The organism is Paraburkholderia ginsengiterrae, from assembly GCF_001645125.1.
In the GTDB taxonomy this organism is placed as follows: domain Bacteria; phylum Pseudomonadota; class Gammaproteobacteria; order Burkholderiales; family Burkholderiaceae; genus Paraburkholderia; species Paraburkholderia ginsengiterrae.
On sequence record NZ_LXKA01000165.1, the window covers coordinates 82,025 to 98,779 of the forward strand.

Consider the following 16,755-nt stretch of genomic DNA (forward strand, 5'->3'; position numbering starts at 1 on the left):
AAATCCCGCCCGTGGTGCAAGAGGATAAAGTCAGAACCTGATCGAATTCAGCTTTTGAGCAGTTTCGCCGTGATACCGCCAATCAGCGTATTGAAAGCAAACAACTTGCCTCTCAAACCCACATGAAAACGTTCATCTCGGCCGTTCTGTTGTGCTTGTCTGCGGCAATCGCACACGCCGCGGGAATAAAGTTCGCACAGATTCCGGCCGATGCCGGCGGTCCGGCGTTAAAGGCGATGGTGTGGACACCGTGTGCAGAGCCCGCCCAGGAGGTGCCGATCGGGCCATATGTCCTGAAGGGGCGGCGCGACTGTCCGACCGCTGGCGAAAAGCTTCCCCTCGTTGTCATTTCACACGGCTATGGCGGATCGTACCTTGGCCACCGAGACCTTGCCGAGGCGCTTGCCGACGCGGGCTTTGTCGTGGCGGCAATCAATCATCCAGGCGATACATTCTCTGACATGACTCGCGCCGACGATATGTCTGTGTTCGTCGAGCGACCGACCGACATCAAGCGCCTTATCGATTACATGTTGAGCGCCGCCCCCGACGCGGCCAGAATCGACCCTCAACGGATAGGCTTTTTTGGCTTTTCGCGCGGCGGCTACACGGGCCTGGTGTTGGCCGGCGGCAACCCGGATTTCCCGCACGCCGATATTACGTGCCCGGACCCGAGAGCCCCGATTTGCAAACAGGTCCGAAGTGGAGAGGTACCCACCGATCACCTGACTCATGATGCGCGGATCAAAGCCTTTGTGCTGGCGGACCCGTTCAATGCATTCCCAACCGCGGAGAGCCTGAAGAACGTGCAAGCGCCGGTCCAGCTTTGGGCTTCCCAGTTCGGGGGCGCCGGCGTGCTGCCGCACAACGCTGACGCACTCGCCAGGACCCTTCCTCACAGGCCTGAATATCACATTGTTTCCAACGCGGCGCATTTTGCCTTTCTTGCTCCATGTCCTGCAGCAATGAAGAACAATGAGCCGGCGCTCTGCGTCGATGCGAACGGCTTCGATCGCATCGTCTTTCACACGCAGTTTGACGAAATGGCGCTTACGTTTTTTCAAGCGAATCTTAGGTAGATCCCAGCGTGGTCCGCCAGACCGCGCGTGCCAGATGAGTCGGATCGGGAAGCGGCGCCTCGACTACCGTGCAGCAACAGGAGAACCCGATGATCAAAGTCAGTGTCATGTACCCGTACGCCGCAGGCGCGCGATTCGATCATACTTACTACCGCGAGAGGCATATGCCAATGATGAAACAGCTGCTCGGCGCCGCATGTCTGTACTACACGGTGGACAAGGGCATCGCAGGCGGTGCTCCGGCCACGGACCCTGTTTACGTGGCCAAGTGCGACTTCGTCTGCACTTCTCTCGAAGCTTTCCTGGCGGCCCGCGGCCCGCACGCGCAGGAGATCAGGGCCGACATAGCCAATTACACGGATATACAACCCGTGCTGCAAATCAGTGAGGTGGTAGTGGAGCGTTCGGACGTCTGACCAAGGTTCGGATATCGCCAGGCACCGCATCCGCGTATGGCGTACCCCAGCGACAAGGCGGTGCTTATGCATGCCCTCCACCACTTCACCGACCTACGTAGTCGACGTCATAGAAGTTCTTCCCTTGATACACGAGGGAGCTGTGGTGAGTAATCGTATGTCCGCTTTAGGGCGTTGAATAAGCGTCGCGGAAGGTGCCTCACGGCCAGGCTCCGGGGCCTTCACCTTCAATCCCCGGGGCATCTGGGTTGGATGGCTTGTGCAAGTCTTATGGCTTTCCTGTGACAAGACAGATCAGCATGGCTTTCCCGCTGGCCGAAATAGTTTCATGCCATTGCTCGGTAATGTCTAAACCATGCGAAGTGTAGACGCCGCAAAAGATTCCCGTTGATGCAAAGTCAAGTCGCGCTGCCGAGCCCGATGCGGAAGGTGGCACATCCGCCTGGCATTGGAACATCGTATTGCTGTTGTTGTTCTGCGTGACAACGGCCTTGGAATCGGTCGTGAAGACCAGGTTTCCGTTGCCGTCAGCCAGACCGCAGCCACCGGCCGGGTTGATAACCACGGCTCGCGCAGCGTGCGCCATGGGCGCAGCCAGCGCGAAGAGCGCAGCCGCGGATGCAAGAAGTAGGTGTCTCGTAAACATGGCCATTTCCTAGAAATTATTAGAAGTCGAATCATCGCGAATACGTGGGTCGCTGCCCTCCATCCCGACATCATGTCGATTCACTATCGAAGCCCGCCACGCTGCACCGATGATGCGGTCGCGACGGCCCGAACTACCTGGATGCGGTGGCTTCAGGCGTCACGTTCAACATCGCATCGGCGCTCGTTGTCGAGCCCGCACCGCTACGGACCTCGACGCTGTATCTGGCGCCGTTGTCGGTGAGCGCGACCGGCGGCGTCGTGTAACTGCCGCCAATGGCCGCTGGAATCGCAACCCCATTGCGGCGCCACTGATAGGTGGGTGTCTGGCTGCTCTCGACCGCCACGAAGAACGTCGCGGTCTGCCCGGCGAACACCGACTGGCGGCGCGGCTGCGACGTGATGCTGGGGGCCGTCACACCGGTCTCCGGCGGCCTGACGCTGACTTTGGCACCGGCGCTGGTGACTTTGCCATGCACGTCGCTGACGACCACCGAAAAGACCGAGTCCGTGTCACCGATAGATAGAGGGCCTGTGGTGTACCTCGAACTCGTGGCACCAGCGATCTTGACGTCGTCGATCTGCCATTGATACATCAGCGGCCCGTTGCCCGACGCGGTCACGGAGAAGGTCGCTGTCTGGCCGGAGGTGACGGCAATGCTTTGCGGCTGTAACGAGATCGAGATGCTGGGGGCGCTGATGGCCTTGCCTGGCTCCGATGCCGGATTGCCGCTGGCGCCGGCTTGATTGCCTTCGCCCACACTGACAGCCGTCGATCGGAATCGTGTCGGCGTCGCCGACCCCGAATCGTTATCGCCACCGCAGGCGGCTAGCAGAACCGACGAGGCGGCCAGTACCAAAGCGAACAACCCTCCCTGCATCACCAATGACATGCGAACCACGGGATTGTCTGCAAGGCCGGGTCTAGGGACGGCCATCGCCTGAGCACTTAAGGTTCGGGACATGTGGGTCGCTCCTGTTGGACTCAGTTCCCCCCCGAGGTCTTGACCGGAAAGAACTCGACAGTTTCACCTGGAGCCGCGGTAAATACGGGCGTCAGCGTATGGTCCAAGCCTAGGTGGTTCAGATGCTCATGAATTGAATGGCGTGTGCGCGATGCGGAGTATCCGCAATCCTGAACACATTATTGCCAGAGTCGAAAGCAGGAAAAGGAGGGAAACCCCGCCGAACGGCATGGGTAGAAACCCGCTACGCATCTACGTCTGCACGAGGGGGAGGAAAGCCGCTCACGTGTGTGGTCCAGTTGGTCTTCTCACGCACTCAAGCGTGGCAGGATTGCCCCAACGATCTCCTCGTGAACGTCTGTTTGCGAGGATCGAGTGGTTCTCTCGCGCATCTGACGGGTAGACATCTGCACCGACGCTGCGTATCGAAGCCCGATGCGGTCTCATGGCATCATCGTGCGCACCTTCACTCAACTCCAGGAGCGTCCGCCATGGCGACTTATATCGTATTCACGAAGGAAAGCACGCAAGATCAGGATGAGCTCGACATTTACCAAAGCAAGGTCGGCGAGACCTTCGGCGGTCATCCGGTCAAGATTCTCGCTGCCTACGGACCTCAACAAGTTCTTGAGGGCGAAGCGCCAGAGGGCGTTGTGATCGTGGAGTTTCCGTCGACTGCGGCCGCGCGCGCGTGGTACGACAGCCCGGCCTATCAGAAAGTCGCACAGCACCGGTTCAAGGGCGCGCGCTATCGCGCCGTCCTCGTCGAAGGCGTGTGACGAAAGCCGGCGACGCTCGGGCCCGTGGAGCCAGTCCTTGACCTACCGCTGACGCGCCATGAGCGCGTCAGTGTTCTGTCCGCAAAAAGCACAGACGCGCACTGCCTGTGCAAGGGGTCTGAAGGTTCACTGGGGGGCCGGCCGCCGTCGGCCAATAGCAGCCGTTCGCGATCGCAGCTGCACGATCATTCGAGCGGCTGCTCCGATCGGATAGCGGACCTCCCTGCTCGGACCGCGTTGAACGAGTGAAAAAAGCGTGCGCCCTATGCAATTGTCCGAACGACACCGCCGTCGACACGCAAGGAAGTACCTGTTGTCGCCGACGCCTGCTCCGAGCAGACATAGACGACCAGGTTTGCGACTTCTTCGGTTGTCGCGAAGCGATTGAGGAGCGTGGTCGGGCGATTCGTTTTCAGGAACTGCTGCTCGGCTTCCTCACGCGTAATGCCTTGCGCATCTGCGTTCGCCTGCGCCCAACCACCCATGATCTCCGAATTCGTCGGACCAGGAAGAACCGAATTAACGGTGACGCCCGTTCCGCCGACCACCTCGGCCAAGCCTCTCGCAATGGCGAGCTGAGCGGTCTTGGTCGTGGCGTAGTCGATCATGTCCTTGGGGATGGCAAGCGCGGACTCACTGCTGATGAAAACGACGCGCCCCCAGCCACGCTTCGTCATGTTCGGCACATAGTGGCGGGAGGCGCGAATGCCGCTCATGACGTTAAGTTCGAAGAGATCGATCCACTCGCTGTCCTCAATTTCGAAGAAGGACTTCCAACGCCCAGTCCCCACATTGTTGACGAGAATGTCCGCATCCGGCGCCTGCGCGAACAACTCCGCCGCGCCTTCCGGGGTCGCAAGATCTGCGATGACGCCGGTAAACTCCGTCGTTGGCAAGAGTTCGCGAAGCTCCCTAAGCGCCGTGGAGACGCGCTTCTCTGTGCGGCCGTTGATGACGACCGCGGCGCCTGCGCGCCCCAGCCCTTCTGCAATGGCTCGGCCGATACCCGCCGTTGAGCCGGTAACGACCGCCTTGCGGCCAGTAAGATCGATATTCATGACACCAGTCCTTCAACATGTGGAGAAAGCTGGAGTGTGGGTGATGTCTGAATCAATGATAATGGCTTAATTTGTCATAGTATTAATTCCTGAGAGGAATTAGAACTGACCAGCAGCACGCATGATGTCTCAGGTCTGATCAGGACGGTCGCTCGAATGACTGTTTTACTTTGAAAGTTGCCGTAGTACTCGCGTCTGATCGAAGGGCAGATGTGGGTCGAAATGGGTCCGCTGAGCGACGCGCTGTTAGCGTGCTCAACTTTTGCGATGCCGCAGAGATCACCGCTATCAACCACCAACTACGTAAGCGTTGCTCGAGCACCGTCTAGACCGTTGACGCCAAGGTGGACAAAGTAGGCTCCACCAAACACCTGGTGGAGACTACTTTGTCACCTGAGATGGCGATAGCCGCGAGACGGACGCGTAAGCGTACCCCTACACGGCCTGCGGTTCGGCTCTTCAGTCGAACGTACGCATTACGGCGGACGCCTTGGTTGCAATCAGCCAGCTGCCCTCCACCTTATGCATGACGAAGTGATCGTTGAACAGCTTATTTCCAATCCGCACTCTCACTGTTGCCGTTGAAAGGCTGTCCGAGATGTTCTCCATGGCGAGGATCGCCTCATCTCTGGGCGCACCAGTGGATTGAGGACTCGGCCTCCCGTTGATGAGCGCCGCATATTCCGGCGACGACAGGATGTGCAACTCGCCTTCGTGAACCCACTGGACAAGACAGTTCGGGTGGAAAACTTTATTGAAGTCACGGCTCTTCGGCTCATAAGCCAAATTGAAATAGTCCTCAATTAAAGCGACTACGGCTTGGGTTTGTGTCATTGCGGGCTTTCCTCTGTAGTTGAACGACTCGTACAATGAACGATCCTCCCGCTCTCGAATAGTGCGAACCGGTCATCGCTGCCATTACAGGAAGACATAGATCATGGAAGACATCGCTGGAGGAATAGTTAGCGGCTTGACTGCACTTGCAGCCCTAGCCGAGTCCAAGAGCTTTGGTCGCGCCGCAACTCGTCTGGGCAAGACGCAGCCTGCGATAAGTCGTGCTATTCAACGACTGGAGGACCGCCTGCGGGCGAAGCTCGTGCATCGCACCAGCCGACACGTTGAAGTGACGGACGCTGGGCATGAGCTATTGTCAAAGGTGCTGCCGTTACTTCAGGGGATCGAAGAGGCGACGGTCGGCGTTTCGGATCAAACTTCAATCGTCAAGGGAACGCTCCGTGTGGCGTGCGATGCCGCGTTCGCCCGGCTTGTGTTGGCTCCGGAGTTGGCCCAGTTCCTGAAGGATCACCCCGCTCTTCAACTGAAGCTCGAGACCCGCAACGACCTCACCGACCTGGTGAGCGACGGCTTCGATCTCGCCATACGGTTCGGACCGCCATCCGTTTCAACCTTGGTCTGTCGAAGGCTATACAGTCCGCGGATCCTGACTGTGGCCGCGCCGTCCTACCTGGACCACCGTGGCCGACCGAGGTCGCCGAAGGATCTGGTCGATGACGGCCATGAATGCATCCTGGCCATCGACCCGGCTACAAGCAGACCTTTCGAATGGGAGTTCTGGCGTGGCAATGAGAAAGTGAAGGTGGCCGTTAGCGGGAACCTGACTGTCACGGATGCGGGAACCAAACTCGGGGCCTGTCTTGCAGGCTACGGGATCGCTCAGGTAATCGATCTCGGGATCGACGCACACCTGCGTGCGGGCACGCTAGAGCCGGTTCTGACGGAGTGGCCGGACGAGACGTTTCCTCTTTACGTCTACTACCCCAGCCGGAACCACGTTCCGGCCAAGGTGAGAGCGTTCATCGACTTTGTCGTCGGCATGATGCCTTGAGGGTCAGTGGCGCCGGTGCTTATGTTGGTGACTGAGGCAAGCTATGCGGACATCCGTGCGTGAAAGCGCAATCAACGCCGTGTCAACCTCAGTGACGCGCAATTCGTATCACCCAGCCCTGAAAAGAATCTCCCTCGGTGCTGAGAGATCACCCGTACGAACATGCATCTTGACCGCGTGCTCGCTGAGAACCGTACGCGGTTCTCCAAAAGTGCGATCTTTTTTGTGCGCCGACACCTATCACCCCCATAGAGAGTAGTGTTTTCACACATATCGCAAAAATCCGATATATGATTCGTCCTGTAGCGATGCAGATGCGCGCACGCCGACCGGCACCGCGCCTGCCTGTTGTAGACGACCCTGAAACGACCCCATATGACGCTCGACATCGACGCGATCCACAAAGCGCTGGCCAACCCGGTTCGCCGGGAGATTCTCGGCTGGCTGCGCGAGCCGTACGCGCATTTCGCCGACCAGGAGTTCACGCTCGAGCATGGCGTGTGCGCCGGCAAGATCGACGGACGCTGCGGCCTGTCGCAGTCCACCGTGTCGGCCCACCTCGCGGCTTTGCAGCGCGCCGGCCTCATCACGTCGAAGCGAGTGGGTCAGTGGGTGTTTTTCAAACGCAACGAGCCCGTTATCCAGGCGTTCCTCGAGCACATGAATACCCAGCTCTAGGCACGGCATCCGCATCGCCGCTCTTCTTTCATCACGCTGTTTTTTTAGGCTCGGGCCACGCGCCCGCCGCCAAAGGTGAACACTTATGCCGACTCTTTTCGATCCGCTGCAAATTGGTGACATCACGTTGTCGAACCGCATCATCATGGCGCCGCTCACGCGTCAACGCGCAGAAGAAATCCGCGTGCCGAACGCGCTGATGGCAAGGTATTACGCTGAACGCGCCACGGCAGGCCTGATCATCAGCGAGGCGACGTCGGTCACGCCGCAAGGCGTGGGCTACGCCGAGACGCCGGGCATCTGGTCGCAGGAGCAGGTGGCAGGCTGGAAGCTCGTCACGCAAGCGGTGCACGCGGCCGGCGGCAAGATCTTTCTGCAACTGTGGCACGTGGGCCGTATTTCGGACCCGCTGTTCCTGAACGGCGAACTGCCGGTCGCGCCGAGCGCGATCGCAGCACAAGGCCACGTGAGCCTGGTGCGTCCTGAGCGCCCCTATGTGACGCCGCGCGCGCTGGAACTCGATGAAATCGCCGGCCTGGTCGAAGCGTTCCGCAAAGGCGCGGAAAACGCCAAAGCAGCAGGTTTCGACGGTGTCGAAATCCACGGCGCGAACGGCTACCTGATCGACCAGTTCCTGCAGGACAGCACCAACCAGCGTACCGACGCCTACGGCGGCTCGATCGAAAACCGCGCCCGTCTGCTGCTCGAAATCACCGACGCCTGTATCGGCGTGTGGGGCGCAAACCGCGTCGGCATGCATCTCGCGCCGCGCCGCGACGTGCACACCATGGGCGACTCCGATCCGGCCGGCACCTTCGGTTATGTGGCCCGCGAACTCGGCAAGCGCAAGATCGCGTTCATCGCGGCACGTGAAGCGCTCGGCGACGACCGCCTCGGCCCGCAACTGAAGAAGGCATTCGGCGGCCCGTACATCGCGAACGAGAAGTTCACGAAGGAAACGGCGCAGCAAGTGCTCGACGCCGGCGAAGCAGATGCAGTGGCCTGGGGTCAACTGTTCATCGCCAATCCGGATCTGGTGCGCCGCTTCGAGACGAACGCGCCGCTGAACAAGCCGAATCCGTCCACGTACTACGCGCGCGGCGAAACCGGCTATGTGGATTATCCGGCGCTGGAAACTGTGGAATAAGCACCCAGGCGCGCTGAAAAAATGAAGCCATGTGCTTCGGAGCCGGCGGAGGTCAGGCCGCGAAGTTGATGCGGCCAAAGCATGGCAGTGCGCTGTAACACCACGCGGCGGCGTGTGACCCGAACTGTACGTTCCCGTCATACCCGCCGCGTTTTTTATGCCTTGTCAGTTCGTCAGGCATCACTGGCCCGCGTTGCAAGTCATACCAGATCGCGCCGCATGAATACACGTTTCGATTCGTCGAGTCCTCGCGCGATATGCGCGTCGCGACGCGCAATCAGGGCCGCGTCGAGTTCGGCCGTTTCGAGATCGCGAAACCCGAGGCGCCGGTAGTACGGCGCATTCCACGGCACGTCGCGAAAGGTGGACAGGATGAGTTGACGCAACTGCCGCGCGCGCGCAAGTTGCGCGACCTGCTCGATCAACGCCGCACCGATGCGCCGCCCGGCGTGCGAAGTGAGCACGTCGAGTTCCTGCACATAGATGCGCTCGGGCTGCGGCTCGAACATCACAAAACCGGCACACGTTTCGTCGGCATCCAACGCGACGATAATCTCACGCGCGTCGATTTTGCGCAGGACCACTTCCAGTTCCATAGGCGGCGCATCGGCAATACCAGCCATATCGACGCTCACAAAGCGCCCGCCCGCCTCGTATTCGATCGCGCGAATGGCCTGCGCATCGTGCGGCGCGGCAAAACGGAAAGTGACGGCGGGAGCTTCGTTCATAGGCGTTTTGTAAGTTGATGCCGGACGCCGTGCTTGACGGCCTGCCTCGATACTGACATCACCACCGCAAAATAGACAAGTCGGCGCAGCGCCACGGGACTAAACTCCTGAACATCTGAAATTCTGTTCGAGCCAAGATGGATCTGATGCATGTGCTGCAGGTCGCCCTGCACTTCGACCAGCACCTGAGCGGCCTGATCGTGCAATACGGCACCGCTGTGTACGCGATGCTGTTTCTCGTGGTGTTCGTCGAGATCGGTTTTCTGCCGCTGTTCTTCTTACCCGGCGATCCGCTGATCTTCATTTGCGGTGGCCTCGCCGCTACGGGTGCGCTGAACGTGTGGCTTGTCATTCCGGTGCTGTTCACGGCCACGGTGGCCGGCAGCATCGTCGACTATGCGTTCGGCCGGGCCATCGGCGAAAAAGTCTATACCGCCGACTACCGGTGGCTCGACAAGAGTGCCTTGCGCAAAGCGCACGCGTTTTACGAAGCGCGTGGCGGACTGACCTTTCTGCTGTCGCCGTTCATTGCCGTCGTGCGCACGTTCGCGCCTTTCGTCGCGGGCGTCTCGCGCATGACGTTCGCGCGCTTCGTGTCGTTCGTCAGCGCCGGTGCCGCGCTATGGATCGTGTCGCTGGTGACGGCCGGCTATCTGTTCGGCAATGTCCCGCTGGTACGCGATCACATGAGCTCGATCGTGCTGCTGGGCGTCGCGCTCGGCACCGGTTCGTTGCTCGTGAGCGCCGTGTGGCGCTTCGTCAACCGGCGTTTGCGCGCTCACTGAAACACCCGGAGATCGAGCAGATCGACCACTCGGCTCCGGTCTGGATCGTCAAGGGTGGCCAGGGTGTGATCGAGCGACGCGTGGAGATACAGTCCAATACACTTACACCCAGCCTTCGATCTTCAGGCCACTCACGCGCTCCGCTTCCTCGTGCGAAACCTCGCGCACCGTCTGGCCGAAACTCCACACGTGCCCTTCCGGATCGCGAGCCGCGTAGACACGGTCGCCATAAAACTGGTCCGCGAGTTCACGTGTAATCACCGCGCCCGCGGCACGCGCACGGGCGCAATGCTCGTCGATGCCTTCGCGCAATTGCACGTGCACCGATTGCGTGTTCTTGCCGCCGATCGAGGCCGGGCTCGCCGCGTCTTCCGACCAATCGCGGCAAATCATCACGTAGCTGTCGCCGAAACGCATTTCCGAGTGCCCCAGCTGGCCGTCATTGTCCGTGACGACCAACTGGCGCTTAAAGCCAAACGCTCGCTCGAGCCAGTCGAGCGCGGCAAATGGATCCTTGTAGTACACCGCCGATCCCATTGAAGGACGATGATACGGTTCGCTCATGATGGGCTCCTTTCATCAACGTTCGGGTGGATATTAGGCACCATAGTAAAGCGAAGGGGGAAAGCAAGGCCGCTTTATCCGAAAAAACGTACTTGCCCGCCGGCTTTACGGCAATGCTCGAGTGCTGTCTCGGTGCGAACACGTCGTGTTTCGTGTGTCCGCATTGCGTATCAGCGCTGTGCCCGTCGTGCCGTACGGCACGTCAGGAAGCTGGTTTGACGCGAACAGCGGTTCCGTAGCATAGAACCTCCGAAATGCCCCGTGCGATCTCCGTCGCATCGTAGCGCATGCCGACAATTGCGTTTGCGCCGAGGGCCTCGGCCTCCGCCACCATGCGCTCGTAGGCGTCCCGCCTCGCCCGTTCACAAAGTGCCGTATATAAGGTGATATTGCCGCCAAATATCGTCTGAAGGGACGCGCCGATCGAACCGACAATAGAGCGCGATCGAACAACGATTCCCCGGACGATGCCCAACGAATGTTCCATGCGATACGACGGGATATCTAGTGTCGTAGAAACCATGTGCCGTTCAATCAACGCTTTCTCCTCACAGAACGTGTCCGTCCCTTTCCTGTCGATCCTTATCGATCTACCTTGGTTATGCCAAGATTTCCGAGCATCGGCAGAACTCCGCTACTCCCCAGCACTTCAGGCAAGTGGCCATCCCACTTCGCTACTGCCTGCTGCTGAATGATCTCAGGCGTGATCGTCTGCTGGAGCAGTTTTTGCGCCTCGGCCTGAGCGTGTGCTTCGACAATCTTCTGATCGGCAAGAACCTTGGCCTTCTGCAATTCGTATTGCGCCTGCTGCGCGCGCTGCTGGGCGACCTGTTTTTGCTCGATCGCCTGGACGAACTGCGTGCTGAAGTGGAAGTCGGTGATGTTCACGGAATCCACCACCAGCCGATAGGGTTTGAGTTCCGCGGTGATTTGCGTCTCGATCTGTCCGCGCACCTGATCGCGATGCGTGATCAGATCTTCGGCGTTGTAATGGGCCGTGATCGCTTTCACTGAATTGCTGATAGCCGGCTTGATGATCTTGACCACCAGCGCGGATTCGTTGCCGATGTGCTGATAAACCCACTCTGCGTCGGCCGGAAGAATGTGCCAGTTCGTCGCCACTGTGGTCGTCACATCCTGTAGATCAAGGCTCGCCGCCGTTTCCGCGTCCTGGGAGTTTTGCACCTGAACGTCCATTTTGGCGACCGACTGCGCGAACGGGATCTTCAGATGCAGGCCAGGGTCAAGTACGCCGGGTTCGACCGCGCCCCATGTCATCAGTACACCACGCTGGCCGGGGCCGACTGTCACGAAACCGCCGGTAATCAGGATGAAAGCCAGAAGGACGATCACTGCCACGCCGAGAGCGCGAGGCTTCGCCGGCATGCTCACCTGTACGTTCATTGTTGTTATCCCCCGTTTTTAAGTATTGGAAATGTTTTTCAGCAACCGGAACGTTCTGCAGCGCACATGGCTATACCCGTGAAGTCATCGACGTTTTACGTCACGCCATTCAGAGCGTGGATATACGCTATTGTCAGCACGTCTACTTCAGGCTCTGTACAAGGGTCTCATCCAGATTCTTTGCCACGAACTCAGGCATACCCGTCCCCGAATACAACCCTCTGTCAACGATAGCAATATCGTGACGTATTGCAACCATTCTTGTTATCGGCTTTGCAGCCGTTTTCTGAATGACCAGAAAAGCGGCAGGGTTACCCCTTTTTACGTGCGGTGTAACTTAAACCACGCCTGTTCATCCGTGGCGCATGACGCAAAACACACGCCCTTCCGCCCCACCTTGACTCCGCACAAATACGAAGGTAACCTTCACAGGTAACCTTTGCATCTCTCATCGCACGAGCAAGCATGAGCAAAACCGACCTCCCCGTAGATCCTGAGACCCTGCACGCCATGGCGGAAGACCTGCGCGTGCTGGTCGGCAAACTGCGCCGCCGCATGCGCGAAGAAGCGCATATTGGCGACTTCACCCCTTCGCAGGTGCAAGTCCTCGGCCTACTGGAACGCGAAGGCCCCGCAACGGTCACCGCGCTCGCTCGCGCCCAAGGCATGCGCCCGCAATCCATGGGCGAGACGCTGTCGGTTCTGAAAGCCGCCGGACTCGTCAGCGGCGCGCCCGATCCGAACGACGGCCGGCAAACGGTCCTCTCTCTCACCCCCGCTTTTCGCAAGAAGGTCAAGGCAAGCCGCGCGGCCCGCGAAGACTGGCTGTTTCGCACTATCCAGACGCGTTTCTCGCCTGCCGAGCAGCAACAACTCGCGATAGGCGTCGACTTGCTCAAACGCCTGATCGTCTCGTAACCCCCAGGAGCACTCCATGGCACTTACCACCCTCGACGCAAAAACCGCGTTGGTCGTCATCGATTTGCAGCAGGGCATCGTCGCGCTGCCTACCGCTCACCCCACCGGCGAAGTCGTCAAGCGCGCGGCCGTCCTCGCCCAGGCATTTCGCCGCCATGGGCTGCCCGTCGTGCTCGTCAACGTAGCCGGCGGCGCGCCGGGGCGCGCGGACCAGGCGCGCCACACGGGCGACTTTCCGGCCGACTTCGCCGATCTGGTGCCGGAATTGAACGCGCAACCGTCGGATCATCGGGTGACCAAGCGCACCTGGGGTGCGTTCACGAACACGGATCTCGAAGCGTATCTGCGCGGGCAAGGCGTCACGCAAGTGGTGATCGTGGGCGTGGCGACCAGCATCGGCGTCGAATCCACCGCACGTTACGCGCACGAACTGGGCCTGCACGTCACGCTCGCCGTGGACGCCATGACCGACCTGAACGCGGACGCTCACGTCAACAGCATTACGCGCATCTTTCCGCGCCTTGCCGAAACCGGCACAACGCAGGAAGTTCTCGATCTGCTCGAGCGTTCGCGCGCATGATCGGGCCCATGAGCACGCGCCGCGGCCTGCATGCCGCACGGCTTGTTCGCAGGGGAATACCCCAGTGACAGGCACGTTCCGTTCGCTGCGAAATTTCAACTATCGGGTCTGGGCGAGCGGCGCGATCGTCTCCAACGTCGGCACGTGGATGCAGCGCACGGCGCAGGACTGGCTGGTCCTTACGGAGCTCACGCATCACAACGCGACCGCCGTGGGTATCGTCATGTCGCTGCAGTTCGGCCCGCAAATGCTGCTGTTGCCGCTGACCGGCTATGCGGCGGATCACTTCGATCGCCGCAAGCTGCTGTTCGCCACGCAGGCGGCCATGGGTTCGCTCGCGCTCGGCCTTGGGCTGCTCACCGTCACCGGACTCGTGCAGCTATGGCAGGTGTACGTATTCGCGGGGCTGCTCGGCTGCGCCTCCGCGTTCGATTCGCCGGCGCGCCAGACCTTCGTATCGGATCTGGTCGGAGAAGACGATCTATCGAACGCGGTCGCGCTGAACTCCACATCGTTTAACGCGGCGCGCATGATCGGGCCCGCGGTCGCGGGCCTGTTGATCGCGTCGATCGGTACCGGCTGGGTGTTTCTGCTCAACGCGCTCTCGTTCGTCGCCGTGCTCGGCTCGCTGCGCATGCTGCGCAAGAGCGAGTTGCATCTGAAGCCTCGGGCGGTGCGCTCGCGCGGCAGTTTCGTGGAAGGCTTCAAATACGTGTGGACGCGTCCCGATCTGAAGGCGGCACTGCTCATGCTGTTCCTGATCGGCACATTCGGCCTGAACTTCCCGATCTTCATCTCGACCATGTCGGTCACCGCGTTTCATGCGGGAGCGAGCGAATACGGCGTATTGAGCTCGACCATGGCGATCGGTTCGGTAACGGGCGCGCTGCTCGCCGCGCGCCGGGCAAAACCGCGCATGGCGCTGCTGCTCGGGGCGGCGGCGGTGTTCGGAGTGGGCTGCACAGTGGCCTCGCTGATGCCGAACTATGTGCTGTTCGGCATCGTGCTCGTCGTGATCGGCGTGTCGACGCAAACCTTCACGACCTCCACGAACAGTCTCGTGCAACTCTCCACCGAGCCCGCCATGCGTGGCCGGGTCATCGCGATCCTGCTGGCGATCGCGCTGGGCGGCACGCCGCTCGGCGCGCCCATCGTGGGCTGGGTCGCCGACCGCTTCGGCCCGCGCTGGGCGCTCGGCGTGGGCGCGGCATCAGGTTTTGCGGCGGCACTCGTCGGCGTGCTGTATCTCGTGAAGTACCACCAGTTGCGCGTGTATGTCGAGGCGGGGCGCCTGCGCTACAGCGTGGGCGAGCCACGCGTTGCGCCCGCTTACGTCGGCGCCGCTGCCGCCGTGCGCAACGCCGTCCTGGACGAAGCTGAAGAAGATTCGGCTTCGAGCGTCTAGCGCGCCGTTGCCGGGCCCAGATGCGAAAAAGCCGCGCCTGAATCAGGCGCGGCTTTTGTCACTGCCGGGATCTTGCCTCGAGACTTACTTCGCCACCGGCATCGTGAATTCGGCACCCTTGGCGATGCTGTCCGGCCAGCGCTGCATGATGCTCTTGTAGCGCGTATAGAAGCGCACGCCTTCCTCGCCGTATGCATGATGGTCGCCAAACAGCGAACGCTTCCAGCCGCCGAACGAATGCCATGCCATCGGCACCGGGATCGGCACGTTGATGCCGACCATGCCCACCTGAATCTGCCGGCCGAACGCGCGTGCCACACCGCCATCCGACGTGAACAACGACACCCCGTTGCCGAACTCGTGCGCGTTGATCAGCTCGACAGCGCTCGCGAAATCGGGAACACGCACCACCGCCAGCACCGGGCCGAAAATCTCTTCCTTGTAGATCTTCATGTCCGTGCCGACATGGTCGAACAGCGTGCCGCCGATAAAGAAGCCCTCTTCGCTCGCCACCGGATGCGCGCGCCCGTCCACGATCAGCGTCGCGCCTTCCGCCTCGCCCGATGCGATATAGCCGGCCACCTTGGCCTTATGTTCGGCCGTCACCAACGGTCCCATTTCCGCGTCGAGGTTTTCGCCGTTCTTGATCACCAGCGATTTGACGCGCGGCACCAGCTTCTCGATCAGTTTGTCGGCGACATTACCCACCGCCACCGCGACCGAGATCGCCATGCAACGCTCGCCCGCCGAACCGTAGGCAGCGCCGATCAATGCGTCGACGGCCTGGTCCAGATCGGCGTCCGGCATCACCACCAGATGATTCTTCGCGCCGCCGAGCGCCTGCACGCGCTTGCCGCGCTTCGACGCCTCCGTATGGATATATTCGGCGATCGGCGTGGAGCCCACGAACGACAGCGCCGCCACGTCCGGGTGCTCGATCAGCGCGTCCACGGCCACCTTGTCGCCGTTCACGACGTTGAACACGCCGTCCGGCAAACCGGCTTCCTTCAGCAATTCCGCAATGCGCAGCGATGCCGACGGATCACGCTCCGACGGCTTCAGCACAAACGTGTTGCCGCAGGCGAGCGCCACCGGGAACATCCACATCGGCACCATGAAGGGGAAATTGAACGGGGTGATGCCCGCGACCACGCCCAACGCCTGGCGCAGATTCCAGTTGTCGATGCCGCCGCCGATCTGGTCAGTGAAGTCGGTTTTGAGCAGGTTCGGAATGCCGCACGCGAACTCGACCACTTCAATGCCGCGCACCACTTCGCCTTGCGCGTCAGTAAACACCTTGCCGTGCTCGCGCGTAATCAGCATGGCCAGCTCGTCGTGGTGCTGGTTCAGCAGTTCCTTGAACTTGAACAGAATGCGTGCGCGCTTGATCGGCGCCGTTTCGCTCCAGGCCGGAAAGGCGGCCTTGGCAGCCTGCACCGCGGCATCCACTTCCTCGACCGAGGCGAGCGCGACCGAGCCGGTCACCTTGCCGGTCGCCGGATTGAACACGTCCTTGAAGCGGCCGCTCGCGGGCGCCGCCGGCGCGCCGCCGATGTAATGGCCCAACTGCTGCACCGACAGCTTCGCTTGTTCGTTCACTGCATTCATGTCCTGACCTCGGGTTCGGGATAGGCCGCGGCGCAGCGGCGCCGGGCGATAGGCAAAAAGTTTCAGGCGACGTCGCGTCGCGCCAGAGCGGCGATCCGCGCGCCGGCGGGCTCCATCGAGTCCTGCCAACTGTATCGACGGCGCCGCTCA

The 16,755-nt window shown here is 60.8% G+C and carries 19 protein-coding genes; 10 read left to right on the top strand and 9 right to left on the bottom strand.

From position 1 onward, the window contains the following. The first annotated feature begins 122 nt into the window (after positions 1-122). Positions 123-1,079, top strand: coding sequence for an alpha/beta hydrolase family protein (locus tag A6V37_RS13350; RefSeq protein WP_064265761.1), 957 nt, complete (start codon positions 123-125; stop codon positions 1,077-1,079). 89 nt (positions 1,080-1,168) lie between these two features. Next, positions 1,169-1,495 carry an EthD family reductase gene (locus A6V37_RS13355; protein WP_064265762.1) on the top strand — a complete coding sequence of 109 codons (327 nt, stop codon included), beginning with the start codon at positions 1,169-1,171 and terminating at the stop codon, positions 1,493-1,495. A 268-nt stretch (positions 1,496-1,763) separates the two neighbouring features. Here A6V37_RS13355 and A6V37_RS13360 read toward each other — a convergent pair whose 3' ends face one another. Together A6V37_RS13360 and A6V37_RS13365 are read right to left on the bottom strand one after the other, a co-directional pair. Continuing rightward, positions 1,764-2,141, bottom strand: a complete 378-nt coding sequence (locus A6V37_RS13360; RefSeq protein ID WP_064265763.1) for a hypothetical protein — start codon at positions 2,139-2,141, stop codon at positions 1,764-1,766. A gap of 133 nt (positions 2,142-2,274) precedes the next feature. Next, positions 2,275-3,105 (bottom strand): immunoglobulin domain-containing protein, encoded by an 831-nt coding sequence (locus tag A6V37_RS13365; protein ID WP_131799815.1) that lies wholly within the window; start codon positions 3,103-3,105, stop codon positions 2,275-2,277. A 491-nt stretch (positions 3,106-3,596) separates the two neighbouring features. Between A6V37_RS13365 and A6V37_RS13370 the strand changes: the two genes are divergently transcribed. Then, positions 3,597-3,884: a DUF1330 domain-containing protein gene (locus tag A6V37_RS13370; protein WP_064265765.1), complete on the top strand. Its 288-nt coding sequence runs from the start codon at positions 3,597-3,599 to the stop codon at positions 3,882-3,884. A gap of 263 nt (positions 3,885-4,147) precedes the next feature. On the opposite strand, the gene A6V37_RS13375 is transcribed toward A6V37_RS13370, so the two are convergent. Then, positions 4,148-4,942, bottom strand: coding sequence for an SDR family NAD(P)-dependent oxidoreductase (locus A6V37_RS13375; protein ID WP_064265766.1), 795 nt, complete (start codon positions 4,940-4,942; stop codon positions 4,148-4,150). Positions 4,943-5,401: 459 nt separating this feature from the next. After that, positions 5,402-5,776: a nuclear transport factor 2 family protein gene (locus A6V37_RS13380; RefSeq protein WP_064265767.1), complete on the bottom strand. Its 375-nt coding sequence runs from the start codon at positions 5,774-5,776 to the stop codon at positions 5,402-5,404. A gap of 103 nt (positions 5,777-5,879) precedes the next feature. Here A6V37_RS13380 and A6V37_RS13385 point away from each other — a divergent pair, with 103 nt between their 5' ends. The 3 genes from A6V37_RS13385 to A6V37_RS13395 all read left to right on the top strand — a co-directional run bounded on the left by A6V37_RS13385 (position 5,880) and on the right by A6V37_RS13395 (position 8,613). Continuing rightward, entirely contained in the window at positions 5,880-6,788 is a 909-nt protein-coding gene (locus A6V37_RS13385; protein ID WP_064265768.1) for a LysR family transcriptional regulator, read from the top strand. Positions 6,789-7,163: 375 nt separating this feature from the next. Beyond that, positions 7,164-7,466: an ArsR/SmtB family transcription factor gene (locus tag A6V37_RS13390; RefSeq protein WP_064265769.1), complete on the top strand. Its 303-nt coding sequence runs from the start codon at positions 7,164-7,166 to the stop codon at positions 7,464-7,466. An 85-nt stretch (positions 7,467-7,551) separates the two neighbouring features. After that, the gene (locus A6V37_RS13395; protein WP_064265770.1) at positions 7,552-8,613 is read left to right on the top strand and encodes an alkene reductase; all 1,062 of its coding nucleotides are present in this window, start codon (positions 7,552-7,554) and stop codon (positions 8,611-8,613) included. Between the two features lie 200 nt (positions 8,614-8,813). On the opposite strand, the gene A6V37_RS13400 is transcribed toward A6V37_RS13395, so the two are convergent. After that, positions 8,814-9,341 (bottom strand): GNAT family N-acetyltransferase, encoded by a 528-nt coding sequence (locus A6V37_RS13400; protein ID WP_064265771.1) that lies wholly within the window; start codon positions 9,339-9,341, stop codon positions 8,814-8,816. A 137-nt stretch (positions 9,342-9,478) separates the two neighbouring features. On the opposite strand from A6V37_RS13400, the gene A6V37_RS13405 reads away from it, so the two are divergent. Then, positions 9,479-10,126, top strand: coding sequence for a VTT domain-containing protein (locus A6V37_RS13405; protein ID WP_064265772.1), 648 nt, complete (start codon positions 9,479-9,481; stop codon positions 10,124-10,126). A 102-nt stretch (positions 10,127-10,228) separates the two neighbouring features. Here A6V37_RS13405 and A6V37_RS13410 read toward each other — a convergent pair whose 3' ends face one another. From A6V37_RS13410 to A6V37_RS13420, 3 genes are all read right to left on the bottom strand, one after another. Next, on the bottom strand, positions 10,229-10,690 hold the full coding sequence (locus tag A6V37_RS13410; protein WP_064265773.1) for a VOC family protein: 462 nt from the start codon (positions 10,688-10,690) through the stop codon (positions 10,229-10,231). Between the two features lie 202 nt (positions 10,691-10,892). Further along, a complete protein-coding gene (locus tag A6V37_RS13415) occupies positions 10,893-11,228 on the bottom strand; it encodes a YbjQ family protein (RefSeq protein WP_064265774.1) in 336 nt (111 codons plus the stop codon). Positions 11,229-11,272: 44 nt separating this feature from the next. Beyond that, positions 11,273-12,094 (bottom strand): prohibitin family protein, encoded by an 822-nt coding sequence (locus A6V37_RS13420; protein ID WP_082902582.1) that lies wholly within the window; start codon positions 12,092-12,094, stop codon positions 11,273-11,275. A gap of 465 nt (positions 12,095-12,559) precedes the next feature. On the opposite strand from A6V37_RS13420, the gene A6V37_RS13425 reads away from it, so the two are divergent. The 3 genes from A6V37_RS13425 (at position 12,560) to A6V37_RS13435 (ending at position 14,997) form a co-directional block, all read left to right on the top strand. Next, on the top strand, positions 12,560-13,012 hold the full coding sequence (locus A6V37_RS13425; protein ID WP_064265776.1) for a MarR family winged helix-turn-helix transcriptional regulator: 453 nt from the start codon (positions 12,560-12,562) through the stop codon (positions 13,010-13,012). 16 nt (positions 13,013-13,028) lie between these two features. Further along, positions 13,029-13,592, top strand: a complete 564-nt coding sequence (locus tag A6V37_RS13430; protein ID WP_064265777.1) for an isochorismatase family protein — start codon at positions 13,029-13,031, stop codon at positions 13,590-13,592. 64 nt (positions 13,593-13,656) lie between these two features. Continuing rightward, positions 13,657-14,997 carry an MFS transporter gene (locus A6V37_RS13435; protein WP_064265778.1) on the top strand — a complete coding sequence of 447 codons (1,341 nt, stop codon included), beginning with the start codon at positions 13,657-13,659 and terminating at the stop codon, positions 14,995-14,997. Between the two features lie 84 nt (positions 14,998-15,081). Here the strand turns inward: A6V37_RS13435 and A6V37_RS13440 are convergent, their stop codons facing one another. Next, positions 15,082-16,605, bottom strand: coding sequence for a CoA-acylating methylmalonate-semialdehyde dehydrogenase (locus A6V37_RS13440; RefSeq protein WP_064265779.1), 1,524 nt, complete (start codon positions 16,603-16,605; stop codon positions 15,082-15,084). Between the last annotated feature and the right edge of the window lie 150 nt (positions 16,606-16,755).